The sequence below is a fragment of the Streptomyces sp. CNH287 genome (assembly GCF_000424825.1).
In genome coordinates this window covers 153,444-177,619 of the sequence record NZ_AUKQ01000014.1, presented here as the reverse complement: position 1 = coordinate 177,619, position 24,176 = coordinate 153,444, and the positions used below count along the sequence as shown (strand labels likewise).

The following is a 24,176-nucleotide window of genomic DNA, read 5'->3' as shown; positions in this document are numbered from 1 at the left end:
TCGGAAGGGTGGCAGCCGCCACTGACAATCGGTCCCTGACCGCGGATCCGGCCCCGCCGCAGCCGTTCGCCACGGCCCGGTGGGCGGGCTAATGTAGCTCTGATGAGCCCAGATGCCCCCGTGACGCTGGTGGCCGTCGCACGTGCCGCCGGAGTGTCCAAGACCACGGCATCGGACGCCCTCCGGAACTCCGGCCGGGTGTCGGAGAAGACCCGGAAACGGGTCACCGACACCGCCATCCGGCTCGGTTACGCACCCAACGTGTCCGCCAGGTCGCTGCGGAGTTCCACGACCGGGGCGATCGGCCTGCATCTGCCGGAGACACTGACCAAATCCGAGTACTACATGTCGTTCGTGTTCGGTGTCGTGGAGCAGGCGGCCCGACGCCGCTACGACGTCACGCTGCTCACCTCGCGCAACGCCCAGGCCAACGGAACCTTCCAGCGGGTCGACGGCGTCGTGCTCGGCGACCCGCTGGTGACCGATCCGCTGGTGGGCGGCCTGCTGGGCTCAAGTCTCCCGGTCGTCACCTGCGAGCGGTTCACCGGCGAGGCCCGTGCGAACGGTGCGGTGCGGTCCGATCACGCCGCGATGCTCGTCCGGCTCCTGGACCAGCTGCGGGCGGCGGGGGCCGCCCGTCCCGCACTCCTGGCGTCGAGCGCCGTGACCGACTGGGGCGCCAGCCTCCAGCGGGCCTATCTGGAGTGGTGCCGCGCCCACGGCGTCCCCGTCCAGCTGCGCGAGCTGGCCTTCGGCTCGTCACCGGAGGTCGTGCAGGAGAACGTGCGCGCGCTGCTGGCGTCGGACCCGGCGCCGGACGCGCTGATCTGCTCGCCGGACGGGTCGGCCGTGGCGGCGCTGCCGGTGCTGCGCCGTGCGGGACGCGTCGTTGGTCAGGACCTGCTGCTCGCCGCGTGCGTCGACAGCGCGCACCTGCTGCACACCGATCCGCCGATCACCGCGATCGACCTCCGCCCGAGGGATGCCGGGGCTGCCTGCGCAGAGCTGCTCTTCGACATCCTCACGGGCGACGCCGAGGAGGACACCGTGCGCGAGCTTCCCATCGGGCTCAACCTGCGCCAGTCGTCGAAGGCGTGACGCGCTGGCCGTCCGCGACGGGCACGCCGTCGATCCTGCGCGGCAGCCGCCACGGGTTCGCCGCCCGGAGCGCGGCGGGCAGCGCGGCGTCCGGGACGTTCTGATAGGCCACGGGCCGGGTGAAGCGGACGAGCGCCGCCGCGCCGACGGAGGTGGTCGAAGGGGCGGTCGTGGCGGGCCATGGTCCGCCGTGCTGCTGGGCCCAGGTGACCGCGACCCCCGTCGGCCAGTCGTCCACGGTGACCCGGCCGGCCCGGCTGGCCAGTCGTGCGACCAGGTCCGCGACATCGGGGTCCGCTACCTCCGGGTCCGCCTCGCCCGCGCTCATCACAGCTGCCGCCAGCGTGCCCGGCAACTCGGCCAGCGCGCGCTCCAGTTGGGCGCGGTCCTCGTACTCCGCCACGAGTGCGACGGGACCGAAGCACTCGCCGAGGAACCTCGATCCGGCACGCAGTTCCGCGATGGGGACCCGGAGCACCGTGGCGTCGGCCGACCAGCCGTCCCCGGGGCCTTCCGCGCGGCCGACGACCCAGGCGCCGGCCGCCACCAGCTCCCGTACACCTTCCGCCGCCGAGCCGGCGATCCGTTCCGTCAGCATCCACGCCCGCGGGCTGTTCCGCTCCAGCGCGGCGGCGATCCTCCCGGCGGCGTCATGGCCGCTGGGCACGAACAGCAGGCCGGGCTTCGTGCAGTACTGGCCCGCCCCCAGCGTGAAGGAGGCGACGAAGGCGTCCGCGATGCCGTCGAGCCGCGCCGCCGCCGCGGCCGGGGTGACCACGACCGGGTTGACGGTGCCCATCTCGGCGAAGACGGGGATCACGACCTCGCGTTCGTTGGCCATGCGCCACAGCGCCAGGCCCGCGCTCTGCGAACCGGTGAAGGCGACGGCCGCGGTGTGCACCGAACGCACCAGCCGCGCTCCGGCGTCGAAACCGGTCACCAGCTCGAACACGCCGCGCGGGGCGCCCGCCGCCGCCAGCACGTCCCGGGCGAGCCCGCCCAGGCGGCGGCTCAGCCGGGGGTGGGCGGGGTGTCCCTTGACGACGACGGGGCATCCGGCGGCGAGCGCGGACGCCGTGTCGGTGCCCAGGACGCTGAACGCGAAGGGAAAGTTGCTCGCACCGAACACGGCCACCGGGCCGAGCGGCACCCCGACCCGCGCCAGCGCGGGCCTCGGTCGACCAGCACCGTCGGAGGTGGCCCGGTCGAGGGTGGCCTGGAGGTACGACCCTTCGACGGCCACTTCGGCGTAGTACCGCAACTGGCTGGAGGTGCGCCCGATCTCCATCCGCAGCCGCGGCTCGCCGAGTGCGGTCTCCTCGTCAGCGAGTGCGACGAGTTCGCCGGCCGTTTCCGGCTCGTCGAGCGCGTCGGCCACGGCGCACAGCCATGCGGCACGCTCGGCGGGTGCGGCCCTCCCGGTGGCCGGGGCTGCCGCCGCCACCCGTTCGAGCGCCGCGTCGACCTCGTCGGGCGGCGTGGCGCCGACTTCGCCGCCCCGCCTTCCGGTACGCGGGTCGTAGCTGATGTCCGCCGTCATGTCGTCTCCCTCTTCCGTTCGGACGGAACCGTCCGCGGGGACGGCGACCACTGCCAGCCGTCCCGCGTCACGGCACAGGGGCCGCCCTCGTGCACGGCCAGCCGGCAGGCGGCCAGGTCGAGGCTGACCGTCGCGAGCGTCTCCCAGCGCTGATGCGGCGGCAGTTCCGGGTCGGCGTGCGAGCAGACCGGCGCCCCGTCCGCGCCGTGCGAGAGCAGCGCATGCGCGCGCCTGGTCAGATCGTGGTGAGCCAGGCCGCCGGATCGCTCCCGCAGCCGGGCCAGTCGCTCGTGGGTGCTCGACTCCGCCGCGACGGTCCGCTCGCCGCCGGCCAGAGCGGGATCGACGAAGTGGTTGGTGTGCGCGAAAGTCCCGTTACGCCCGGTGGCCACCTCGGCGACGCCTGCCGGGCTCAGCTCCAGCCCCAGTGCCGCGCCCCGCGTGCCGTCGTACGTCAAGACGGTGATCACCGAGGACGCGGACAGGCGCGCCGAGCGCGCGAGGGCCGCCGCCTCCTCGATGGTCGTTGCCTCGTCCAGGACGCGTCGCGCCACGACGTGTACGGGGACGCCGATGGCGGCGCTGTCGGAGTGGTGCCGGAGCACGTTGAAATGGACACCCAGACCGGCGCTGTTCACACCGATCTTGCCAACCATCCCGAACTCCGTGAAGGTGTGCACCAGATGCCCCGGCCTCGGTTCGAGCGACCAGATCATGGTCCCGCCGCGCATCGTGTCGTGCCAGTCCCAGGTCTGCACCGTACGAGGCGGGGGCCCGTCACGGGGCACCACCACGGAGGTGGAGCACTCGCCCTCCCCGGTGGCCGACACCGCCGCGAGTATCTCGGTCCTGCCGTTCAGCGCGCCGAGCTGCCAGCGCTCCAATCCGGCGCCCTCGGCGATCCCGGCCATCTCCGCCGCGAGTTCAGGTGCCCAGGCCTCGGTTTCGGCGTTGGCCCGCTCACCCCACTCAGCGACCTGCGCCCGGGAGGCGCCGACCGCCTCGAAGAGCCCCGTGTAGCGGGCGAAGCCCTGGTGCACCTGGGCGCGGAACGCCTCGCCCAGCCGCCGTCCGCGCACGGTGGGGTCACTGCTCGTGCTGTGGTGGTGGGGGAGAGTCATTCCGCATCCTCTTCATCGCGCCGGCCGGCCGGTCCGGACGCCGTCATTCCGCGCTGCTCAGCACGGCGTCCCAGGCGGCCTCGGAGGCGAGCGCGGCGAGCCCCGTCGCGGTGCCCTCCAGCTCGACCTCGTCCGTCGTGACGGTGAAGAGGATGTCGCCGTCGATCTCGGTGTGGAACGGCTGGATGGCGCGGTGCATGGAGCTGTGCACCTGGATACCGAACTGGCGCAGCGACCTCTCCGGCAGCCGTACGTTCGTCACCACCGCGGTGAGGGTGGTGTTCCCCGCGAGCGCGCCCGCGAGCGGACCGCCGTCGGCGGCTTCCAGGTAGTCCGCGGTCGGTGCCCGCCGTTCCCCTGTTTCGGGATGGACGTTCCCGCGCACAACGTGCCCCTCCCGGTCCACGATCACCCCCACCGCGTTGACCACGGTGAGCACCAGCACCTTCATCCCGCCGAACGTGCGGAAGGCCGCGCCCTGGCCCGCGAACTCCGCGCGGGCGAAGTCGAGCTTGCCGACCGAGGCGGAACTGCCCGCGCCGCACCGGCCGACCGGTACGCGGCCGGCCTCAGCGTTACGCAGGGCCGCCCGGCCGAGCGCGGCGTCCGGGACCACCGCGGTATCCCGCGGGGAGAAGTCGTAGATCACCGCGCCGGAGACGTGTTGCAGCGCGGCCCAGTGCGTCTGGTTCTCCACGCCCCGCAGGAGTTCCTCGCTCACCCCGGCCGCCGCCGCCAGTCCGTAGACGGAGCCGCCGGCGAACACGATCGCCTCGTGGATCTCGTAGCCGCCGCTGAGGCCGACCGCGCCGCCCCGGGCGTCGACGGCGGTGCGGGAGCCGTCGGGCAGCCGGATCACCGTGCACCCGGTCGGCCCCTCCGCGTATTCGGCCGTCCCGACCCGGACGCCCGGCAGGTCGAACTCGACCGAGGCGCGCCCCGCGCTCGGCTGGGGAACCAACGTGAGGTCGTCGTTGCCGACCGCACCCCGCGCGTACGCCGAGGGCGGTGCCATCCGTAGTTCGCGCTCTTTCACAGGGCCTCCAATAGCTGTCGCGAATACTCGTGCTGGGGGTTGTCGTAGAACACCGCGGCCTCGGCCGTCTCGACGATCTCACCGGCGCGCATGACGGCGACACGGTCGGCGGCGTACCGCACGGCACCCAGATCGTGGGAGATGAAGAGCGCCGAGAAGCCGAACTCCGCCTGGAGGTCCTTGATCAGATTCAGTATCTGCGCCTGGACCGACACGTCGAGCGCGCTCACCGCCTCGTCGAAGACGAGGAACGGCGGCCGGGTGATCAGCGCGCGGGCGATGGAGACGCGCTGCCGCTGGCCGCCGGAGAGTTCGTGCGGGAGGCGCCCGGTGAACGAGGCCTCCAGGCCGACCTGGGCGAGGACCTCGACCGCCCTGTCCGCCTGCTCGGCCCTGCTGGTGCCGCCGAGCACGGCCAGCGGCTCCGCCACGCTGGTGCCGACCCGCATCCGCGGGTTGAGCGACCACTGGGGATGCTGGAGCACGGCCTGCATCCGCCCGGCCAGCGCACGCCGCCTGCGCGGGAACGGCTCCCCCATGAACCGGACCGAACCGGAGGTGGGCGCCCGCAGGCCCAGCGCGACCATGCTCGCGGTGGTCTTGCCCGAGCCGGACTCACCGACGAGCCCCAGCGTCTCGCCCTCGGCCAGCGCCAGGCTGATACCGCGCACCGCGTGCGTCACCGTGCGGCGCAGGGGGGAGCCGCCGGCGAAGGAGACGGTGACGGCGTCCAGTTCGAGGATGGCGCTCATCGGCCGGCTCCCACGGATTCGAGTGCGACGGTGTCGTCGGCGCGGTGGCAGAGCACTTCCCGGTCGGCAAGGCGGACGGGTTCGGGGCGCTCGTGCGAGCAGGAGTCCAGCGCGAGGGGGCACCTCGGCGCGAACGCGCAGCCTGGCGAGGGCCCGTCGAGCACCGGCGGCTGCCCCGGGATCGGCGACAGTCGCTCGCCCAGCGGCACCGATCCGGGCACGGAGCGGGCCAGCGCGGCGGTGTACGGGTGGCGCGGGGCGCTCAGCACGGCCGCTGCGGGCCCGGACTCGACCACCCGTCCGCCGTACATCACCGCCACGTCGGCGCACCGCCGCGCGACCGCCGGCAGGTCGTGGCTGAGCCAGAGGATGGCGGTGCCGGCCTCGGCCGCCAGGGCGAACACGACGTCCAGGACCTCCTCGCGGACCTGGCTGTCCAGCGCGGCCGTCGGCTCGTCGGCGACGAGGATGTCCGGTTCGGCGGCCATCGCCATCGCGATGGCGACCCGCTGGGCCATGCCGCCGCTGAGCTGGTGCGGGTAGGCGCGCGCGACGCGCTCCGGTTCGGTCAGCCGCACCCGCGCCAGCCGGGCGTGCACGTCGGAGTCGCCCGCCCGGCCGCGCAGGGCGAGTTCGAGCTGCCGGCCCACCCGCAGGGTGGGGTCCAGCGAGCCGATCGGGTCCTGGAAGACGAATCCGAGCCGCTCGCGGCGGAGCTTCCGCAGCTGCCGTCCCGTCATCCGCTCCAGCGCGGCGCCGTCGACGCTGACCTCGCCGCGCGTGGTGCGCGCCGCCCTGGGCAGCAGGGCTCCGACCGCGAGACCGAGCGTGGACTTGCCCGATCCGCTCTCGCCGACGATGCCGACGGTCTGGCCCGGGGCGACCGCGAGCGCGGCACCGTCCAGCGCCCGTACGGTACGCGCGCCCGAGGTGTAGTCGACGACGAGGTCGTCCACCCGTAGCAGCTGTGTCGTACGTGTCATGTCAACGACCTCGACTCCCTCGGTTCCAGCCGGTCACGGAGGCCGTCGCCTATCACGTTGATGGCGAGGATCGCCGCTACGAGAATGATTCCGGGGAAGGCGAGCAGCCATGGTGCGGCGAGCAGATAGACGCCGCCTTGCTGGATGAGCAGGCCGAGTGACGACTGCGGCGGCTGCACGCCGAACCCGAGAAAGCTGAGCCCGCCCTCGACGAGGATGCCGACGGAGAGCGCGTAGGTGCCCTGGACCGCGATGGTGCCCGCGACGTTCGGCAGGATGTGGCGGCTCAAGATGTGCCGGCGGCCGGCGCCGCTGATCTTGGCGGAGATCACGAAGTCGCGCTCCGCCACCGTGATCGCGGCGGTCCGGACCAGCCTCGTCATCAGCGGGATGGTGACCAGGACGATGCTGCACATCGTCGCCGTACGGCCCGGACCGAGCACGGCGGCCACCAGGATGGCGAGCACGATGGCGGGGAAGGAGTACAGCACGTCGACGCCGCGCTGCACCAGCTCGCCGAGCCAGCCGCCCCGGTATCCGGCGACGACGCCGAGGAGCGTGCTCAGCACGGCCGTCACCAGTACGGCGGCGGCGGACAGGAGCAGGGTAGTGCCGATGCCTTCCAGGACCCTGGGCAGCACCGACCGGCCGAGCTGGTCGGTGCCGAACGGCTGCCCGCCGCTCGGTTCGCCCAGACGGGGCCCGCCGAGCGCGTCGGGCTCGCCGCCCACCCCGAAGACCGTGCCCGCGACCGCCGCGAGCGCGAGCACCGCCAGCACCCCCAGCCCGATGCGGGCCAGCAGGTCCATCCCCCGCAGCCAGCGGGCCGTTCGCCGTATCATGCCGTCCCCTTCCGGGACGCGGTACCGAAGCGGGGATCGAGTACTCCGGCCACCGCGTCGACCGCCATGTTGATCACGATGAAGACCGCGGCGGCCAGCAGCACGCCGGCCTGCACCACCGCGTAGTCGCGCCGCTGGACGGCCTGGACGACGTAGGAGCCGACGCCCGGCAGGTTGAACAGCTGCTCGATGATCACAGCGCCGCCCAGCAGGTACGCGGCGATCGTGGTGACCGCGACCATGACCGGGATCGCGGCGTTGCGCAGCACGTGCCGCGCGATGATGGAGCCGGGTGACTCGCCGCGGGCGACGGAGGCGGTGATGTAGGGCTCCACCAGTACGTTCAGCACCGCGTCGCGGGTGGTCCGCGCGGTCACGGCGACGGCGAACACCGAGAGCACCGCCGCCGGCAGCACCATGGACCGCAGGTTGGCACCGGCGTCCTCGCCCAGGGGCTGGTAGCCGCCGACGGTCAGCCCCAGCGCGTACCGGGAGAAGACGAACACGACCAGGCTGCCGAGCACGAACTCCGGCAGGCTGACGCCGAGTCCGCCCGCCAGCCGGCCCAGCGCGCCGCCGCCGCGCCGGCCCGCCCGCACCGCCGTCCAGATGCCCAGCGGGACGCCGAGCGCGACGGCCGCGCCCACGCTGAGCAGGGTCAGTTCGGCCGTGACGGGGAGGCGGAGCCGCAGTTCGGAGGCGACCGACTCACCGCTGATCATCGACGTGCCGAAGTCGCCGTGCGCCACCGCCTCCAGCCACAGCCCGTACTGCACGAGGATGCCGCGGTCCAGCCCGTACTCGGCCGAGACGGCGGCCCGCTGCTCGGGGCTGGCGAACGGTCCGAGCACCACCTCGGCGAAGCCGCCCGGCATGAGCCGCGAGGCGGTGAAGATGAGGACCGAGACGACGAACAGGGTGAGAGCCGCACTCGCCGCCCGGCGGACCCACAGGGAAAACAACCGCATGTTGGCGCCCTTCCTCTGCCGTGCTATCTCGACAGCAGCCGGAAGTCGGCTGCCTTGCGGAACGGATTGCCGTAGCCCTCGGCGTCGAGGAGGGTGGGGCTCACCGTGTCGTACCGGTAGGCGACCATCACCGGCCGGGTGACCAGCGGAATCATCTGCGCGTCCCGGTCGACGGCGGCGCACAGGCCGCGCAGCGCCGCCTTGCGTTTCGGCCCCTTCGGTACGGCGGTCGCGGACTCGATCTCGCGGTTCAGTTCCGGGTTGGGCCGCATGAACCCGGCGTTGAATCCGCCCTGTTCCGGGTTCCACCACTTCGCGACCATCCCGGACTCGCCGTAGCCGGCGAACCAGGACAGCGCGGCGTCGAACCGTGCGGGCTTGGCGTACACCTTCCCCGCCCAACTCGCCTCGTCCAGCTGCTCGATCTTCACCTCGATCCCGATCCTGGCCAGGTTCTGCTGGATGACCTGGCCGATCGCGGGCGCGGGTTCGGTGGAGAAGAGGGCGAGGGAGAACATCAGGTCCTGTGCGCCGGCCTCCTTCAGGAGGGCGCGGGCACGGTCGAGACCGGCCTTGGCCGAGGGGAGTTGGTCCGGGTCGCAGGCGTCCGGCAGTCCCACCGGGGTGACGCCGGTGGGTTTGCCGTGGCCGCCCGTCGCGACCCGCCCGATCTGCTCGCGGTCCATCGCGATGTTGACGGCCTCGCGGACGCGCGGGTCGGTGAACTTGCCGCCCGGAGCGTGGTGGTTGAGCATCAGGTAGTAGAAGTCGGTGGTGGGCTGCGGCCGTACGCTCACGCCCCGGACGCCCTTGAGTATCTGCGGCGAGTCCACGTTCCCCAGCAGGGCCATGTTGGCGGTGTTGTTCTGTAGCGCGGCGATCCTGGCCTGCTCCTGAGGCACGATCGCGACGTTCACCCCGTCGACGGCCGGTTTGCCCGGGTCCCAGTAGTAGGGGTTGCGCTGGAAGCGCCACAGCACGTCCTGCCGGTGGAACGCCACCTGGAACGGGCCCGTCCCGAGCATCGTCTTGCTGATGTCCACCGACCCGTCGCGGATCTCCGCCATCGGCAGGATCGCGGCCGGGGTGTTCGCCAGCGCGGAGAGGAAGGGCTGGTACGGCTTCGAGAGGGTGAACTCGACGGTGCGGGGCCCCAGTTCCCGCACCGACTCGACCGGCCCGATCTGCCCGCGCCAGACCCCTTCGCCGTCGAGCAGCCGCCGCATGCTGCCGACCACGTCGTCCGCCGTCATGGCGCGGCCGTTGGAGAACTTCACGCCCTCCCGGAGGTGGAACACGTACCGCGTGGGGCTCGGGTTCTCCCAACGGGACGCCAGGCCGGGCCTGATGTCGAACTCGGGGCCGACGTTCACCAGCGTCTCGTAGGCCAGCGACATCAGCTGCCAGGAGCTGGCGACGTCGGCGAGCTGCGGATCGAGACCGGTCACCGTCCCGATGTCCACCGGCACCTGGAGTTCCAGCTTGCCCCCGGAGCGGACGGACTCGTCGGCGACGGCGAGGTAGCCGGGGCGGCGCGCGTCGTCCGGCTGCCCCACGTCCGCGGCGGCGCAGCCTGCGAGGAGCGGCGCGACGGCCGCCGCCGTACAGAGGTATCTGATCTTCCGCATCTGGGGCGACCTTCCGTCGTCGACGCTCTGTAGCCGCGTACTCATGCCGGGTGTCGTGCCGGAACGTTCCGACAGGGCTGCGATTTAACGACGGGCCGCCCGGACCGTCAACCCCTCTCACAGGAGATCGATACGGGGCTTTTTTCGGCGGTCTACCGGCCCTGCGCACCGGCCATTGACCCGGAAAGCGGGCGGGGATACGGTGTCCCCCGCATGCCGGAACGTTCCGGCATACGCAGAGCCGACGCGATGCGTGGACGGGAGAAGAGCGTGACCGAATGTTGCCGAGCGGCTTCGGGTGACACGGGCGCGGAAGGTGCGCCGGCACATCCCCTCACACCCCTGAGCGCCGCGGAGGTCGCCCGCACGCGCGAGATCCTCCAGGCTTCAGGCGTCCTGCGGGACACGACCCGCTTCGCCTATATGGGCCTGGCCGAACCGCCGAAGGCCGCCGTCGTCCGCCACGGCCTCGACGGCACCGCGTGCCCGCGCGACGTGCGGACGCTGCTGCTGGACGTCGCGACCGGCGCCGCCGAGGACGTACGCGTCAGCCTCACCGACGGCAGCGTCCTGACCCGCGAGCCGATCGACCCCGAGACCGCCGGCCACGTGCCGGTGCTGGCCGAGGAGCACGAGACGGTCCGCGCGGTCCTGGCGGCCGACGAGGGCTGGCGGGCCGCGCTGCGCGCCCGCGGCATCCACGACCCGTCAAAGGTCTACACGGCGGCGCTCTCCGCCGGCCGCTTCGAGTCGATCGGCGACTCGGACAGCCGGATGGTGCGTGTGCTCGCACACTGGCGGCCCGAGCCGTCCACCATGGTCTGGGCCCATCCGATCGACGGCCTCGTCGCCTACGTCGACCTGATCGGCAGGTCGGTGCGGGAGATCGTCGACACCGGAGCGGTGCCCATCCCCCAGGAGTCCGGCGACTACGACGACCCGGAGGTGGCGGGCCCGCTCCGCACGTCGCTGCGTCCGATCGAGATCACCCAGCCGGAGGGTCCGAGCTTCGTGGTCGAGGACCACGAACTGCGCTGGCAGAACTGGCGCCTGCGGCTCGGCTACGACATGCGGGAGGGCCTGGTCCTGCATCGCGTCGGCTACACCGACGGCGTACGGCACCGGCCGGTCGTCGACCGGGCCTCGGTGGCCGAGATGGTCGTGCCGTACGCCGATCCGGGACCGATCCGCTTCTGGCAGAACTACTTCGACACCGGCGAGTACCAGCTCGGCAGGCTCGCCAACTCCCTGGAGCTGGGCTGCGACTGCCTCGGCGACATCACCTACCTCGACGCGGTCGTGGCCAACGGCGCCGGTGAGCCGGTGACACTGCGGAACGCCATCTGCATCCACGAAGAGGACTTCGGCGTGCTGTGGAAGCACACCGACCCGGCGAACAAGAGCAGGCAGACCCGCCGGCAGCGCAGGCTGGTCATCTCCTTCTTCACCACCGTCGGCAACTACGACTACGGCTTCTACTGGTATCTCTACCTCGACGGCACGATCGAGCTGGAGGCGAAGGCCACCGGTGTCGTCTTCACGGCACGCTACGACGAGCGGATCGCCCCCTACGCCTCGCAGGTGGCCCCCGGGCTCGCCGCGCCCTACCACCAGCACCTGTTCAACATCCGGCTCGACATGGCGGTGGACGGTGAGGCCAACGCCGTCGAGGAGGTGGAGGTCGAGCGCATGCCGAGGGGGCCGGAGAACCCGTACGGCAACGCGTTCCTCCGGCGCAGCACCAGGTTCCGTACCGAACAGGACGCCATCCGGCGCGCCGATCCCGCGCACGGCCGCGTGTGGCACATCGTGAACACCCAGCGGCGCAACCGGCTCGGCGACCCGACCGCCTACGCGCTGATCCCGCAGGCACAGCCGCTACTGCTCGCGGACGAGTCCTCCGCGGTGCACGGCAGGGCGGCCTTCGCGGCCCAGCACCTGTGGGTCACCCGCTACGCCGAGGATGAGCGCTACCCGGCGGGCGACCTGGTCAACCAGGGCCCACCCGGCGCGGGCCTGCCCGCCTACACAGCCGCGGACCGGGACATCGACGGGACCGACCTCGTCGTCTGGCACACCTTCGGGCTGACGCACTTCCCCCGCCCCGAGGACTGGCCGGTGATGCCCGTCGACCGCTGCGGATTCACCCTGCGGCCGGTCGGCTTCTTCGACCGCAACCCCACCCTCGATGTCCCCGCACCGTCCACGACCCACTGCTCGTCCGGGCGTTGAGAGGAAGCACCGATGCATGTCTTCGAGCGCTACGCCGCACCCTCGGCGGCGGCCGAGGTCGACCTGGTACGGCGGAACCCCTTCGCCGTCGTGGTCAGCGCCGACGGCCGCGGCGCACCCGTGGCCACCCACCTCCCGGTGATCCTCCCGCCGGACGCCCCGCCCCCTGGGGCGCTGGAGGGCGCCTCGCTGCTGGGGCACATGGCGCGGGTCAACCCGCAGTGGCGCGCGTTCGCCGGCGGTGGCGAGGTCCTGCTGGTCTTCTCCAGCCCGCACGGCTACATTTCACCGACCGCGTACGGTTACGAGCCCGCCGTCCCGACGCTCAACTACGCGGCGGTGCACGTGACGGGCACGGTCGAGCTGATCGACGACGACGCGGGCAGCCTGCGCGTGGTCGAGGACACGGTGCGCGCGCTGGAGGGCCTGCGCGACCCGGAGTGGGACATGACCGGCTCGCGGGGCACCTTCGCCTCCCTCGTCGGCCAGGTGGTCTCCTTCCGCGTGCACGTCACGTCCGTCACCGCGATGTTCAAGCTCAGCCAGGACATGCCCGCCGACGTCCGCTCCCGGGTGCGCGCCGACCTGCGATCCGGCGGGTGTCCGCACCTCGCCGACCTGATGGCCCGGGCGGAGCCCGGTGCGGGCGGGAGCAGTCCGGCGGATCTTCGAGGATGAGACCGAAGGCGGCCGAAGGCGGCACACCCGCCCTTGAGGAGGCGACCCATGACCACGACACCACGGCACCGGCCATGACGGGGGCGCTGTCCGGCGTCCTCGTCGCCGACTTCTCGCGGGTCCTCGCCGCGCCCTACGCGACGATGCTGCTGGCCGACCTCGGCGCCGACGTGATCAAGGTCGAGCGACCGGGGACGGGCGACGACACCCGCGCCTGGGGCCCGCCCTTCGCGGGCGACGCGGCGACGTATTTCCTCTCGGTCAACCGGAACAAGAGGTCGCTCACCCTCGACCTCGGCACCGACGAGGGCCGGCGGCTCGGGAGGGAGCTGGCCCGGCGCGCCGACGTCGTCTTCGAGAACTTCCGTCCGGGCACCATGGAGAAGTACGGCCTCGGCTACGAGAGCGTGCGCACGCTCAATCCCGCGACGGTGTACTGCTCGGTCACCGGGTTCGGCGCCGGTGCCGGCGCCGAACTGCCCGGGTACGACCTGCTCGCGCAGGCCGTCGGCGGCCTGATGAGCGTCACGGGGCCGGCCGGGGGCGAACCGGCCAAGGCCGGTGTGGCGGTGGTCGACGTCCTCACGGGGCTGCACGCCGCGGTGGGCGTCCTCGCCGCGCTGCGGCACCGCGAGCAGACCGGCCAGGGCCAGCGGGTGGAGGTGAACCTGCTCAGCACCCTGCTCTCCAGCATGGTCAACCAGAGCACCGGATACACCATGGCCGGCGCCGTGCCGCGCGCCATGGGCAACCGCCATCCCTCGATCGCGCCGTACTCCGTCTTCCAGACGGCCGACAGACCCATGGTCATCGCCGTCGGCAACGACCGGCAGTTCGCGTCGCTGTGCGAGGGAATCGGGCTGCCAGAGCTGGCGGTTGACACGCGTTTCACCACCAACTCGGCGCGGGTGGCACACGTCGACCAGCTCACGGACCTGCTCACGAGCAGCCTCGCGGACCGCCCCGCCGACCACTGGTTCGCCGCGCTGACCCCGCTCGGCGTCCCGTGCGGGCCGGTCAACGACATGGCCGCCGCGTTCACGCTCGCCGAGGACCTCGGGCTGCGGCCGTTCGTCCCCGCCGGGGGCGGGGACCTGGTCGCCGACCCGATCGGGCTGTCCCGGACACCGCCCGCCTACCGCAGGAACCCACCCGAACTCGGCGAACACACCGCCGATATCACCGCCTGGCTCAACGAGCCGGACCAGCCCGGAGAACGAGCGCACCAGGAGAATCCCGATGACCGCTGACCCGCTCCAACTGCTCGACCTGCCCGCCACCTTCGGTGCGGACGAGCGTGACATCCAGTCCACCGTCGCGCGCTTCCTCCACGACCACGTGCGCCCGCACATCGGGGAGTGGTTCGAGGCGGGACACTTCCCCCGCGAGCTGATCACCGAACTGGGCGCGCTCGGGGTGCTGGGCATGCACCTCGACGGATACGGCGCTGCGGGCACCAACGCGACCAGCTACGGCCTGGCCTGCCTCGAACTGGAGGCGGCCGACTCGGGTCTGCGCAGTTTCGTCTCCGTCCAGGGGTCACTGGCGATGTACTCCATCCACCGCTACGGCTCCCCGGAGCAGAAGGCCGAATGGCTGCCGTCGATGGCCACCGGCGAGGCGATCGGCTGCTTCGGCCTCACCGAACCTGACTCCGGTTCCGACCCGGCCGGGATGCGCACCCGAGCCGTCCGGGACGGAGACGACTGGGTGCTCAACGGCACCAAGATGTGGATCACCAACGGCTCGATCGCGGATGTCGCGACGGTGTGGGCAGCCACCGACGACGGCACCCGGGGCTTCCTCGTCCCGCGGGGCACCCCGGGCTTCGAGGCGCATCCGATCAAGCACAAGCTGTCGCTGCGCGCCTCGATCACGGCCGAACTCGTCCTCCAGGACGTGCGGCTCCCCGCGTCCGCGCTCCTACCGGAGGCACGCGGGCTGTCGGCACCCCTGTCGTGTCTGAACGAGGCGCGGTTCGGCATCCTCTTCGGCGCCGTCGGCGCCGCCCGCGACTGCCTCACCACAGCCCTGGACTACGCCGGCGAGCGGGTGCAGTTCGGCAGGCCGATCGCCGGCTTCCAGCTGACGCAGAAGAAGCTGGCCGACATGACTCTGTCGCTCAGCAACGCGATGCTGCTCGCGGCCCACCTCGGCAGGCTGAAGGACGCCGGACGCATCCGGCCCGAGCAGATCAGCGCGGGCAAGCTGAACAACGTCCGCGCGGCGCTCGCCATCGCACGGGAGTGCCGCACGATCCTCGGCGGCAGCGGCATCACGACGGAGTACTCGCCGCTGCGGCACGCGAGCAACCTGGAGTCCGTCCTCACCTACGAGGGCACCGCCGAGGTGCACACCCTGGTCGTCGGCCAGGCACTCACCGGCATCGCCGCCTACCGGTGAGCCCGCCGACGGGGCGGCGCGGGCTCAGGGACGCGCACCAGCGCCGCGGACCCGCCCGGCGTCACGCAGTGGCCGGGGAGGGCGGCGGGCCGTCGGCGGCCCGTGCCTCCGCCTCGCCCGGGGCCCGGCCGCCGGGGTGCCGGTGGCGCCAGGTCCAGAAGACCGTGCCCGACACCAGCGCCCAGGCCGCCAGCACGAGATACGGCTGGAGGTGCTGGTGCCCGGCGAAGTAGACGGCGGTGTGCAGCGCGTTCACCGAGGCGCCGGGCGGCAGCCAGCGGCCGATCTCGCCGAGCGCGGACGGCAGCAGCGGCCACGAGACCGCGCCGCCGGAGGACGGGTTGCCGAGGATGACCATCAGGCCCCAGGTCGGCAGCATCGCCCAGCGCCCGATGAGGGTGTTGAACATGGTGAAGACCATCCCGGAGGCGAACATGGTCAGCGCGAGGATCGTCCACGCGTGCAGGAAGGGCAGTTGGACGGAGCTGAGCACCCAGGTCTCCACCGCGCAGATGGCGAAGCCGCCCAGCAGCGCGTACAGCGCGGTGAAGCCGATCCGCTCCAGCGGGTCGAGCCCGCTCGCGTGGACGCTCAGCTGGATCGCGCCGACGAAGCCGACGATGACCGCCGCCAGCGAGATGTAGAAGAGCGCCAGTCCGCGCGGATCGCCCTTGTCCAGCGGTTTGAGGTCCCGGACGACGACCCGCACGTCGGCCCGCTCACCGACCTTCGGGGCGGCCTCTTCGAGCACCTGTGCCACCGAGGCACCGGCCGCACTGGCGACGTCCAGCCGTACCCCGCCCTGCCGCGACAGCTCCAGGATCGCGAACACCCGCTGCGCCTCGATCGCGTCCCGTGCCGCCGGATAGCCCTCGTACAGGCGCAGGTCCAGCGACGAGCCGAGGGCCTCCTCCAGCCCGGACACGAACCGCGCGCCGTCGCCGCTCCCCATGGGCTGCCCCACCACGGCGGTGGGGATGTCGCGCGGAGTCGGGTCGGCCATGGCGTAGGTGTACGAGCCCGCGAAGAGCGCGGCGGCGGCGGCGAGGATCAGCGCGACGGTGACGGCGGGGTAGAACGGCGACTCCCGGAACGCCCGCCACCGCCCGGGCGGCCGGGCCGGAGCCGACGCGCCGGAGGGGGCGGGCGGTGCGTCCGGTGCGGGCGCGTCGGATGCCGGGGGATGATCACTCATACCCGGCACCCTAAACCGGCACTAATCACCCATCCGTGACCTTCGCCCGCGCCCTCCGCCTCCCCCACACCCAGCGCCCCAGGACCACCCCGGCCACCCCGGCCACCAGCACCGGCAGCAGCACCTCGTCCGGTACGGCCGCCCCCGTCCGCCCCGCCCAGCTCTCCGCGGCGAACGCGGCGTCCACGTCCAGCAGACCGGGGAGCGACGCGGTCCCGTTGTAGATCAGGAAGACGGAACCGAGCAGCACGAAGAAGGCCCCGGACAGCAGCGAGTTGGAGTGCAGCCGGAGGCGCCCCAGCCGCACCTCGCGCCCCCGCAGCCACGTCCTGCGCCCCAGGTCCAGCCGGTCCCACAGCAGCGCCAGCACGAACAGCGGCACGGCCATGCCCAGCGCGTACACCGCGAGCAGCACCCCGCCGTAGAACGGGTTGCCCCGCACGGCCGCCACCGTCAGCACGCTGCCGAGGATCGGCCCCGCGCAGAACCCGGCCAGACCGTAGACGGCCCCCAGCGCGTACGTGGACAGCGCCGTCGTCGGGCGGATGCGGGCGGACGCCTCCTGCATCCGGCGCGACGTGAAGCCCATCCCGAGCAGTTGCAGCACGCCCAGCGCGATGATCAGCCAGCCGCCCGTGGTGACCAGCGCGTCCCGGTGGCTGTAGAAGAACCGCCCCGCGTAGGAGCCCGCCGCGCCGATGGGCACCAGGGTGGAGGCGAGCCCGAGGTAGAAGACGCCGGTACGGGCGAAGAGGCGGCCGGGCGAGTCGAAGGAGTAGGCGAAGAAGGCGGGCAGGAGCAGCGCGCTGCACGGGCTGAGCAGGGCGAGGAGCCCGCCGAGGAACGCCGCGAGGTAGCCGATGTCGGTCACTGCGGCACCCCGCCGCGCTTCTTCGCCGACGCCTCGGCGCCCTCGATGGCGTCCTCGAAGACCTTCGTGGGCTGCGCCCCGGAGATCGGCTGCTCGTTGACGAGGAAGACGGGGGTGCTGGCCGCGCCCAGCCGGTACGCCTCCTCGCGGTCGCGGTCGAGCGCCTTGCGGGCCGCTTCGCCCGCGCGGTCGCGGTCGAATCGGTCGAGGTCGGGGACGCCCGCCTCGCGGGCCAACTCGGTCAGCCGGTCGTCGTCGAAGCCGTCCTTCATCTTCCGCTCGTCCGCGTAGGCGGCCTCGTGGAACTGCCAGAAGCGGTCCTGTTTCCCGGCTGCCCAGGCGGCGAGGGCGGCCTGCTCGGACTCCTTGCCGAAGACCGGGAAGTTGCGCCACTCGATGCGCAGGACTCCCTCGTCCACGTACTTCCGCACCAGTTCCTGTTCGGTGTCGCGGGCGAACTTGCCGCAGAAGGAGCAGGCGAAGTCGGCGTACTCGATCATGACGACCGGCGCGTCCGGGTCGCCGTGCGCCAGCGGGTCGCCGTCGTCGCGGCGGGCGAGGGCGAGCAGGTCGGCGACGGCCTCGCTCTCGGCGGTGTCGCTCTCGGAGCCGCCGTCGGAGCCGCCGTCCGAGCCGCCGTCGTCGGCGGTGTCGGTCGCAGCGGGGCCGTCACCGCTGCCGCTGCCGCCGCTGTCGACGGCGTACTGCGAGAGCCAGCCGAGCAGCAGCGCGGTCACGGCGATCACGACGATCAGGAGGCGCTTGCGCGAGAGGGGGCGGGCTGGAGAAGACATGGGGATCACCTGTCACAGAGGAAGGGAGGAAGGAAGGGGGCGCGGCGGGTCAGGCCGGTCTCGCGGGCCGGGCGTCGGCCGGGCAGGCGACCTCGCCCGCGAGCCGCCGCAGGGTCGCCACCGCCAGCAGGGCGAGCGCGGCCACCGCGAGCAGGGGCTGCACCGGGGCCCAGACGTTCAGCGCGCCCGAGGTGCCGAGCAGGAGCAGCACCAGCTTGTTGCAGACCGGGCAGCCGACCGCGAAGAAGGACAGCAGGCCCGACACGGAACCGAGCCGGGCCGGCGCCCGGTCCGCCGGCCCCTCGCCCCCGCCGTCGTGGCCGGTGCGCACGTACGTGGCGAGCAGCAGCCCGCCGAGCAGCGCCGTACCCGCGAGCACGGGCGGGTTCCACCACTGCACGGGCACGGACCGGCCGAAGAGGGGATTGGGGATCACGGCGGTGGGCAGGCCGACGGCCAGCGCGCAGCACAGCGCGGCGCCGACGGCGACCCCCCAGCGGGTCGGCGGCCAGGCGGCCGGGGCACGCAGCGCGAGCCGCAGGGATGTCCGGGGCGGACGCGAGGTACGAGGTGGACGCGAGGTACGGGGTGCGAAGAGGCTTCGGAGCCGCATCGGGGCTCTCCTTTCGGATGTCCTGGGCGTGGATCGCGGCGCGCACGGCGGCAGCACGGCGCACGGCGCGAGGGAGCACGGCGAGGGCGCGTACGGGCGGCGGGGCCGCGCTGTGGGACGCCGGGGCGTTGAGCCCCTGACCCGGCCTGGGCCCTGTCGTCACAATGACGGCGCCCGGCCGGAGGCCGTCATTGTGACGACAGGGCCTAGACCCGCAGGACGGAGAGCTGGACGTGCGTCGGGGTGACCGGTGGCGAGGGGCCGTCGGCGGGCGGCGCGACGGTGCCCGGGCCGGGCACCGCCTGGGTGCCGGGGAGGACGCGTGCCACCAGGGCCGGCGGGGTGACGTGCGAGACCTTGCCGCCGGAGGGTACGGCCGGGGGCAGGTCGTCGGCCGGACGGGGGGCGCGGCAGCCGGGCCGGTCCCCGTCTCCCCGATCCTCGTCCCCCCGGTCGGGCGTGACGGACGGCGGGCCGGACACGGACTCGTCGACGACGGGGGCGGCAGCCGCGGCCGGAGCAGCGGCCGCGACGGGACCGGCAGCTGCGGGACCGGCACCGCCACCAGCACACGGCAGCGCCCCGCACAGCACAGCCACCAGGCCCAGCACCCCGAGCAGACCCAGCAGCACGGAGGCGCCGTCGCCTCGCCGCTGCCGCACGCCTGTCATCGGGGTCCCTTCACACGGTCTGCCGGTCACACCGCGGGCCACTCGGTCCGGGTGCCTCGGCGGGAGGCGGCGCGTTCCCGTCGCCTCCCCGGCCGCGCCGCATACGCACGGGCGGCCGAACGTCAACCTGGGGTGCATCCGTGATGCACCCTGACCACCCTACGGGGACGGCGCGCGCGCTCCGGCACGGGGGAAATGATTCGCCACCCGATTCGGTGAGGTGAGATCCTGGGGCCCGTATGTCCACCACGCCTGCTCCCGCCCCCACGCTCCCCGCCCTGCTGGAGCGACTGCCCGAGTTGATGCTGCGCGACCAGCTGCGGCTCGGGCGCCGACTCGACGGCGCCCGCAGAATTCGCAAGCCGGAGCCGCGCGCCACCGTGCTCGCCGAGATCGCCACGTCGATGGCCGAGTCCGAACGGCGCGTCGCGGCCCGCCGCGCGGCCGTCCCCGCCATCCGCTATCCCGAACAACTGCCGGTCAGCCAGAAGAAGGACACGATCCTGGCGGCCATCCGCGACCACCAGGTGGTGATCGTCGCGGGGGAGACCGGCTCGGGCAAGACGACGCAGATCCCGAAGATCTGCCTGGAGCTGGGCCGCGGCATCCAGGGTCTGATCGGTCACACCCAGCCGCGCCGCATCGCGGCCCGTACGGTCGCGGAGCGGGTGGCCGAGGAGCTGGGCTCCTCGCTGGGCGAGGCGGTGGGCTGGAAGGTCCGCTTCACCGACCAGGTCAAGGACAACACCCTGGTCAAGCTGATGACGGACGGCATCCTGCTGGCGGAGATCCAGACCGACCGGGAGCTGCGCCAGTACGACACGATCATCATCGACGAGGCACACGAGCGCAGCCTCAACATCGACTTCCTGCTCGGGTACCTCGCGCAGCTGCTGCCCCGGCGCCCGGACCTGAAGGTCGTGATCACCTCCGCGACGATCGACCCGGAGCGCTTCTCCCGGCACTTCGGCGACCTCGCCGCCACCGTCCCGGCGCCGCCCCAGGACGCCGCCCCGGTGCGCGAGGACGCCGCCGCCGCGCACCCCAGCGCCCCGATCGTCGAGGTGAGCGGCCGTACGTACCCGGTGGAGGTGCGCTACCGCCCGCTGCTGGAGGAGGACAGCGAGGAGCGCGACCGCGACCAGATCACCGCGATCTGCGACGCGGTGGACGAGTTGCAGGCCGAGGGCCCGGGCGACGTCCTGGTCTTCCTCTCCGGCGAGCGGGAGATCCGCGACACCGCCGACGCCCTGCACAAGCGCAGCCTCCCGCACACCGAGGTCCTCCCCCTCTACGCCCGCCTCTCGCACGCCGAGCAGCACCGCGTCTTCCAGCGTCATTCGGGCCGTCGCGTCGTGCTGGCGACGAACGTCGCCGAGACCTCACTGACCGTCCCCGGCATCAAGTACGTCGTCGACCCGGGCACCGCCCGCATCTCCCGCTACAGCCACCGCACCAAGGTCCAGCGGCTGCCGATCGAGCCGGTGTCGCAGGCCAGCGCCAACCAGCGCAAGGGCCGCTGCGGCCGTACGTCGGACGGCATCTGCATCCGCCTCTACTCCGAGGACGACTTCCTCTCCCGGCCCGAGTTCACCGACCCGGAGATCCTCCGCACGAACCTGGCGTCCGTGATCCTCCAGATGACGGCGGCCGGGCTGGGCGAGGTGGAGAAGTTCCCCTTCATCGACCCGCCGGACCACCGCAGCATCAAGGCGGGCGTCCAACTCCTCGAGGAACTGGGCGCGTTGCGGGAGCGGGCCCGCGAACTGACCCCGATCGGCCGCAGGCTGGCCCAGCTGCCCGTCGACCCGAGGCTGGGCCGGATGGTGCTGGAGGCCGAACGGAACGGCTGCGTACGGGAGGTGATGGTGATCGCCGCCGCGCTCTCCATCCAGGACCCGCGCGAGCGCCCGGCCGAGAAGCAGCAGCAGGCCGACCAGCAGCACGCCCGCTTCAAGGACGCGACGAGCGACTTCCTGGCCTTCCTCAACCTCTGGCGCTACGTACGGGAGCGGCAGAAGGAGCTGTCGTCCTCGCAGTTCCGCCGGATGTGCAAGGCGGAGTATCTGAACTACCTGCGGATACGCGAATGGCAGGACATCTACGCCCAGCTCCGCCAGGTCGTGAAGGGGATGAAGCTCCAGTTCGACGAGCAGCGCGAGCAGGCGGCCGACGTGCCGATCCACCAGTCGCTGCTGGCCGGCCTGCTCTCCCACCTCGGCCTCAAGGAGACCGAGAAGAACGAGTATCTGGGCGCGCGCAACGCCAAGTTCGCCGTCTTCCCCGGCTCCGCCCTGTTCAAGAAGCCGCCCCGCTGGGTGATGTCGGCGGAGCTGGTGGAGACCAGCAGGCTGTGGGCGCGGGTGAACGCGAAGATCGAGCCGGAGTGGGTGGAGCCGCTCGCCGGGCACCTGGTCAAGCGCACCTACAGCGAGCCGCACTGGGAGCAGAAGCAGGCCGCGGTGATGGCGTACGAGCGGGTGACGCTCTACGGCGTGCCGCTCGTCGCGCAGCGCAAGGTCAACTACGGCGGCATCGACGCCGAGACCTCCCGCGACCTCTTCATCCGCAACGCCCTGGTCGAGGGCGACTGGCGCACGCATCACCAGTTCTTCAGCGACAACCGCAAACTCCTCGACGAGGTCGAGGAGTTGGAGCACCGGGCCCGCCGCCGCGACATCCTGGTGGACGACGAGACGCTCTACGACTTCTACGACCAGCGCATCCCCGAACACGTCGTCTCCGGCGCCCACTTCGACTCCTGGTGGAAGCGGCAGCGGCGCGACGAGCCCGATCTGCTGAACTTCGAGAAGTCCATGCTCATCAACGAGCGGGCGGGCCAGGTAACCAAGGCGGACTACCCGGACACCTGGCGCCAGGGCGAGCTGGCCTTCCCGGTGACCTACCAGTTCGAGCCCGGCACGGACGCCGACGGCGTGACCGTCCACGTACCGCTGCACGTGCTCAACCAGGTCACCGCCGACGGCTTCGACTGGCAGATCCCGGGGCTGCGCGCGGAGGTGGTCACCGAGCTGATCCGCTCGCTGCCCAAGCCGATCCGCCGCAACTACGTGCCCGCACCCGACTTCGCGCGGCGCTTCCTCGCGGCCGTCGCCGACGGGAGCGGCGCGGGCGGCGCGGCCGGCGGGGACACCGCGCCCCGCGAGCCGCTGACCACCGCGATGTCCCGCGAGCTGCAACGCCTGGTGGGCGTACGGATGGAGCCCGCCGACTTCGACTGGGCCAAGGTCCCCGACCACCTGCGGATCACCTTCCGGGTCGTCGACGAGCGGCGGCGCAGGCTGTCCGGGGACTCCGAGGACAAGGACATCGAGGCGCTCCAGCTGCGCCTGAAGCCGAGGACGCAGGAGGCCATCTCCAAGGCGTTCGACTCCTCCGCGCGCTCCCGGAAGAACTCCGGTGGCACGGGCGGCACTTCGGGCGGCAAGGGCGGCGGTGCGGCCCCCGCGGCGGGCGGTGGGGACGGTACGGGCGCCGCGCGCGGTGCGGGTGCCGCCGCAGCCGGCGAGGCGGCCCCGTCCTCCCCCACCCAGCGCACAGGGCTGACCAGTTGGACGCTCGGCAGCCTCCCCCGCACCTTCGAGACCCGGCGCGCGGGCCAGCCCGTCAAGGCGTACCCGGCGCTGGTGGACGACGGCACGTCCGTCTCGGTGAAGCTCTTCGACACCGCGGAGGAGCAGCAGGACGCGATGTGGCGGGGCACCCGGCGGCTGATCCTGCTCAACATCGCCTCCGATCCCGCCAAGTTCGCCCAGTCCAAGCTGAGCAACCAGCAGAAGCTGGCGCTCTCCCGGTCGCCGCACGGCAGCGTCCAGGCCCTGTTCGAGGACTGCGTCACCGCCGCCACCGACCGCCTGGTCGCGGCGCGCGGCGGCCCCGCCTGGGACCAGGAGGGGTTCAGCAAGCTGTTCGACGCGGTACGGGCCGACCTGGTGGACGCCACCTTGAACACCGTCCGGCAGGTCCAGGAGGTGCTGGCCGCCTGGCACTCGTGCGAGCAGCGGCTGCGCACGATCCGCAGCACGGTGCTCCAGCCGTCCCTGGCGGACGTGCGGGAGCAGCTGGCGGCGCTGGTCTGCCCGGGGTTCGTCACCCTGCACGGTGCGGGACGGCTGCCGGACCTGCTGCGCTACCTCGTCGCCGCGGACCGCCGCCTCCAGCAGCTGCCGAACAACGCCGAGCGGGACCGTACGCGGATGGCGAAGGTCAAGGAGATGCAGGACGAATACCTGTGGCTGCTCGAGCAGTTCCCGCCCGGACGGCCGGTGCCGAAGGCCGCGCGGGACATCCGCTGGATGGTCGAGGAGCTGCGGGTGAGCTACTTCGCGCACGCGCTGGGGACGGCGTACCCGGTGTCGGACAAGCGCATCGTGAAGGCGGTGGACGCGGCGGTCCCGGCGGGGCGCTGATGCCCTGCTCCCTCCCGGGATGAGCAGGGAAGAAGGCGCCGGAGGCGGATTGGCCTCGGACGGCTGCGCTGCTGTAGAGTCTGTTTTCGCGCCAGCGTGCGCGGCAAGGTCCTGTGGAGCAGTTTGGAGTGCTCGCCACCCTGTCAAGGTGGAGGCCGCGGGTTCAAATCCCGTCAGGACCGCAGTGCGGAAGGTCGGCTCGTGCCCCTCGGGGTGCGGGCCGTTTTCGCGTGTCCGCGCATGTCACTCCGTGCCGCGAGGGCGGTCCGTCCGGGCGGATGTGCCGCGGGCCGGTTCCACCGACCTGTTCCGGCGTCTTGA

19 protein-coding genes and 1 tRNA gene are annotated in these 24,176 nt (G+C 72.5%); 7 read left to right on the top strand and 13 right to left on the bottom strand.

Translation table 11 applies throughout. The annotated features are described in order from the left end of the window. Nucleotides 1-102 precede the first annotated feature (102 nt). Nucleotides 103-1,098, top strand: a complete 996-nt coding sequence (locus H299_RS0115900; RefSeq protein ID WP_027749204.1) for a LacI family DNA-binding transcriptional regulator — start codon at nucleotides 103-105, stop codon at nucleotides 1,096-1,098. Here H299_RS0115900 and H299_RS0115895 read toward each other — a convergent pair. Genes H299_RS0115895 through H299_RS0115860 form a run of 8 tightly spaced genes read right to left on the bottom strand, consistent with a single transcriptional unit; the run spans nucleotide 1,070 to nucleotide 9,968 of the window. Continuing rightward, complete coding sequence (locus H299_RS0115895; RefSeq protein ID WP_027749203.1) at nucleotides 1,070-2,638, bottom strand: aldehyde dehydrogenase family protein; 1,569 nt, start codon at nucleotides 2,636-2,638, stop codon at nucleotides 1,070-1,072. The two genes, H299_RS0115900 and H299_RS0115895, sit on opposite strands and share 29 nt — an antisense overlap. Beyond that, complete coding sequence (locus tag H299_RS34480) at nucleotides 2,635-3,759, bottom strand: C45 family autoproteolytic acyltransferase/hydrolase (protein ID WP_051262522.1); 1,125 nt, start codon at nucleotides 3,757-3,759, stop codon at nucleotides 2,635-2,637. Before H299_RS34480 ends, H299_RS0115895 begins: the two co-directional genes overlap by 4 nt. Nucleotides 3,760-3,802: 43 nt before the next feature. Further along, nucleotides 3,803-4,774 carry a P1 family peptidase gene (locus H299_RS0115885; RefSeq protein WP_051262521.1) on the bottom strand — a complete coding sequence of 324 codons (972 nt, stop codon included), beginning with the start codon at nucleotides 4,772-4,774 and terminating at the stop codon, nucleotides 3,803-3,805. Nucleotides 4,775-4,791: 17 nt separating this feature from the next. Then, a complete protein-coding gene (locus H299_RS0115880; RefSeq protein WP_027749201.1) occupies nucleotides 4,792-5,547 on the bottom strand; it encodes an ATP-binding cassette domain-containing protein in 756 nt (251 codons plus the stop codon). Next, a complete protein-coding gene (locus H299_RS0115875; protein ID WP_027749200.1) occupies nucleotides 5,544-6,530 on the bottom strand; it encodes an ABC transporter ATP-binding protein in 987 nt (328 codons plus the stop codon). The genes H299_RS0115880 and H299_RS0115875 overlap by 4 nt, the downstream gene beginning before the upstream one ends. Continuing rightward, nucleotides 6,527-7,372: an ABC transporter permease gene (locus H299_RS0115870; RefSeq protein WP_027749199.1), complete on the bottom strand. Its 846-nt coding sequence runs from the start codon at nucleotides 7,370-7,372 to the stop codon at nucleotides 6,527-6,529. Before H299_RS0115870 ends, H299_RS0115875 begins: the two co-directional genes overlap by 4 nt. Next, entirely contained in the window at nucleotides 7,369-8,340 is a 972-nt protein-coding gene (locus H299_RS0115865; protein WP_027749198.1) for an ABC transporter permease, read from the bottom strand. Before H299_RS0115865 ends, H299_RS0115870 begins: the two co-directional genes overlap by 4 nt. A gap of 23 nt (nucleotides 8,341-8,363) precedes the next feature. Then, nucleotides 8,364-9,968 carry an ABC transporter substrate-binding protein gene (locus H299_RS0115860; RefSeq protein WP_037759210.1) on the bottom strand — a complete coding sequence of 535 codons (1,605 nt, stop codon included), beginning with the start codon at nucleotides 9,966-9,968 and terminating at the stop codon, nucleotides 8,364-8,366. A gap of 270 nt (nucleotides 9,969-10,238) precedes the next feature. Between H299_RS0115860 and H299_RS0115855 the strand changes: the two genes are divergently transcribed. The 4 genes from H299_RS0115855 (at nucleotide 10,239) to H299_RS0115840 (ending at nucleotide 15,281) form a co-directional block, all read left to right on the top strand. Then, nucleotides 10,239-12,200 (top strand): primary-amine oxidase, encoded by a 1,962-nt coding sequence (locus tag H299_RS0115855; protein WP_486587291.1) that lies wholly within the window; start codon nucleotides 10,239-10,241, stop codon nucleotides 12,198-12,200. A 12-nt stretch (nucleotides 12,201-12,212) separates the two neighbouring features. Beyond that, nucleotides 12,213-12,878: an FMN-binding negative transcriptional regulator gene (locus H299_RS34475; protein WP_051262519.1), complete on the top strand. Its 666-nt coding sequence runs from the start codon at nucleotides 12,213-12,215 to the stop codon at nucleotides 12,876-12,878. 74 nt (nucleotides 12,879-12,952) lie between these two features. Then, nucleotides 12,953-14,128 (top strand): CoA transferase, encoded by a 1,176-nt coding sequence (locus H299_RS0115845; RefSeq protein ID WP_027749195.1) that lies wholly within the window; start codon nucleotides 12,953-12,955, stop codon nucleotides 14,126-14,128. Further along, nucleotides 14,118-15,281: an acyl-CoA dehydrogenase family protein gene (locus H299_RS0115840; RefSeq protein WP_027749194.1), complete on the top strand. Its 1,164-nt coding sequence runs from the start codon at nucleotides 14,118-14,120 to the stop codon at nucleotides 15,279-15,281. The genes H299_RS0115845 and H299_RS0115840 overlap by 11 nt, the downstream gene beginning before the upstream one ends. Nucleotides 15,282-15,342: 61 nt before the next feature. Here the strand turns inward: H299_RS0115840 and H299_RS0115835 are convergent, their stop codons facing one another. The 5 genes from H299_RS0115835 to H299_RS0115815 all read right to left on the bottom strand — a co-directional run bounded on the left by H299_RS0115835 (nucleotide 15,343) and on the right by H299_RS0115815 (nucleotide 19,425). Next, nucleotides 15,343-16,476 carry a membrane protein gene (locus tag H299_RS0115835; protein WP_027749193.1) on the bottom strand — a complete coding sequence of 378 codons (1,134 nt, stop codon included), beginning with the start codon at nucleotides 16,474-16,476 and terminating at the stop codon, nucleotides 15,343-15,345. Between the two features lie 25 nt (nucleotides 16,477-16,501). Then, entirely contained in the window at nucleotides 16,502-17,347 is an 846-nt protein-coding gene (locus H299_RS0115830) for a cytochrome c biogenesis CcdA family protein (RefSeq protein ID WP_027749192.1), read from the bottom strand. Further along, on the bottom strand, nucleotides 17,344-18,141 hold the full coding sequence (locus tag H299_RS0115825; protein ID WP_037759208.1) for a thioredoxin domain-containing protein: 798 nt from the start codon (nucleotides 18,139-18,141) through the stop codon (nucleotides 17,344-17,346). The genes H299_RS0115830 and H299_RS0115825 overlap by 4 nt, the downstream gene beginning before the upstream one ends. A gap of 49 nt (nucleotides 18,142-18,190) precedes the next feature. After that, nucleotides 18,191-18,754, bottom strand: coding sequence for a hypothetical protein (locus H299_RS0115820; protein WP_106965805.1), 564 nt, complete (start codon nucleotides 18,752-18,754; stop codon nucleotides 18,191-18,193). A gap of 206 nt (nucleotides 18,755-18,960) precedes the next feature. Continuing rightward, complete coding sequence (locus H299_RS0115815) at nucleotides 18,961-19,425, bottom strand: hypothetical protein (RefSeq protein ID WP_027749189.1); 465 nt, start codon at nucleotides 19,423-19,425, stop codon at nucleotides 18,961-18,963. Between the two features lie 239 nt (nucleotides 19,426-19,664). Here H299_RS0115815 and hrpA point away from each other — a divergent pair, with 239 nt between their 5' ends. Next, nucleotides 19,665-23,855, top strand: a complete 4,191-nt coding sequence (hrpA, locus tag H299_RS0115810; protein WP_027749188.1) for an ATP-dependent RNA helicase HrpA — start codon at nucleotides 19,665-19,667, stop codon at nucleotides 23,853-23,855. Nucleotides 23,856-23,962: 107 nt separating this feature from the next. Beyond that, a tRNA-Asp gene (locus tag H299_RS0115805) sits at nucleotides 23,963-24,037 on the top strand. Nucleotides 24,038-24,176 lie beyond the last annotated feature (139 nt).

Bases quoted from the DNA above. Each gene is read 5' to 3' on its own strand.
- H299_RS0115900 (WP_027749204.1), top strand. From the start codon at position 103: ATGAGCCCAGATGCCCCCGTGACGCTGGTGGCCGTCGCACGTGCCGCC.
- H299_RS0115895 (WP_027749203.1), bottom strand. From the start codon at position 2,638: ATGACGGCGGACATCAGCTACGACCCGCGTACCGGAAGGCGGGGCGGC.
- H299_RS34480 (WP_051262522.1), bottom strand. From the start codon at position 3,759: ATGACTCTCCCCCACCACCACAGCACGAGCAGTGACCCCACCGTGCGC.
- H299_RS0115885 (WP_051262521.1), bottom strand. From the start codon at position 4,774: ATGGCACCGCCCTCGGCGTACGCGCGGGGTGCGGTCGGCAACGACGAC.
- H299_RS0115880 (WP_027749201.1), bottom strand. From the start codon at position 5,547: ATGAGCGCCATCCTCGAACTGGACGCCGTCACCGTCTCCTTCGCCGGC.
- H299_RS0115875 (WP_027749200.1), bottom strand. From the start codon at position 6,530: ATGACACGTACGACACAGCTGCTACGGGTGGACGACCTCGTCGTCGAC.
- H299_RS0115870 (WP_027749199.1), bottom strand. From the start codon at position 7,372: ATGATACGGCGAACGGCCCGCTGGCTGCGGGGGATGGACCTGCTGGCC.
- H299_RS0115865 (WP_027749198.1), bottom strand. From the start codon at position 8,340: ATGCGGTTGTTTTCCCTGTGGGTCCGCCGGGCGGCGAGTGCGGCTCTC.
- H299_RS0115860 (WP_037759210.1), bottom strand. From the start codon at position 9,968: ATGCGGAAGATCAGATACCTCTGTACGGCGGCGGCCGTCGCGCCGCTC.
- H299_RS34475 (WP_051262519.1), top strand. From the start codon at position 12,213: ATGCATGTCTTCGAGCGCTACGCCGCACCCTCGGCGGCGGCCGAGGTC.
- H299_RS0115845 (WP_027749195.1), top strand. From the start codon at position 12,953: ATGACGGGGGCGCTGTCCGGCGTCCTCGTCGCCGACTTCTCGCGGGTC.
- H299_RS0115840 (WP_027749194.1), top strand. From the start codon at position 14,118: ATGACCGCTGACCCGCTCCAACTGCTCGACCTGCCCGCCACCTTCGGT.
- H299_RS0115835 (WP_027749193.1), bottom strand. From the start codon at position 16,476: ATGAGTGATCATCCCCCGGCATCCGACGCGCCCGCACCGGACGCACCG.
- H299_RS0115825 (WP_037759208.1), bottom strand. From the start codon at position 18,141: ATGTCTTCTCCAGCCCGCCCCCTCTCGCGCAAGCGCCTCCTGATCGTC.
- H299_RS0115820 (WP_106965805.1), bottom strand. From the start codon at position 18,754: ATGCGGCTCCGAAGCCTCTTCGCACCCCGTACCTCGCGTCCACCTCGT.
- H299_RS0115815 (WP_027749189.1), bottom strand. From the start codon at position 19,425: ATGACAGGCGTGCGGCAGCGGCGAGGCGACGGCGCCTCCGTGCTGCTG.
- hrpA (WP_027749188.1), top strand. From the start codon at position 19,665: ATGTCCACCACGCCTGCTCCCGCCCCCACGCTCCCCGCCCTGCTGGAG.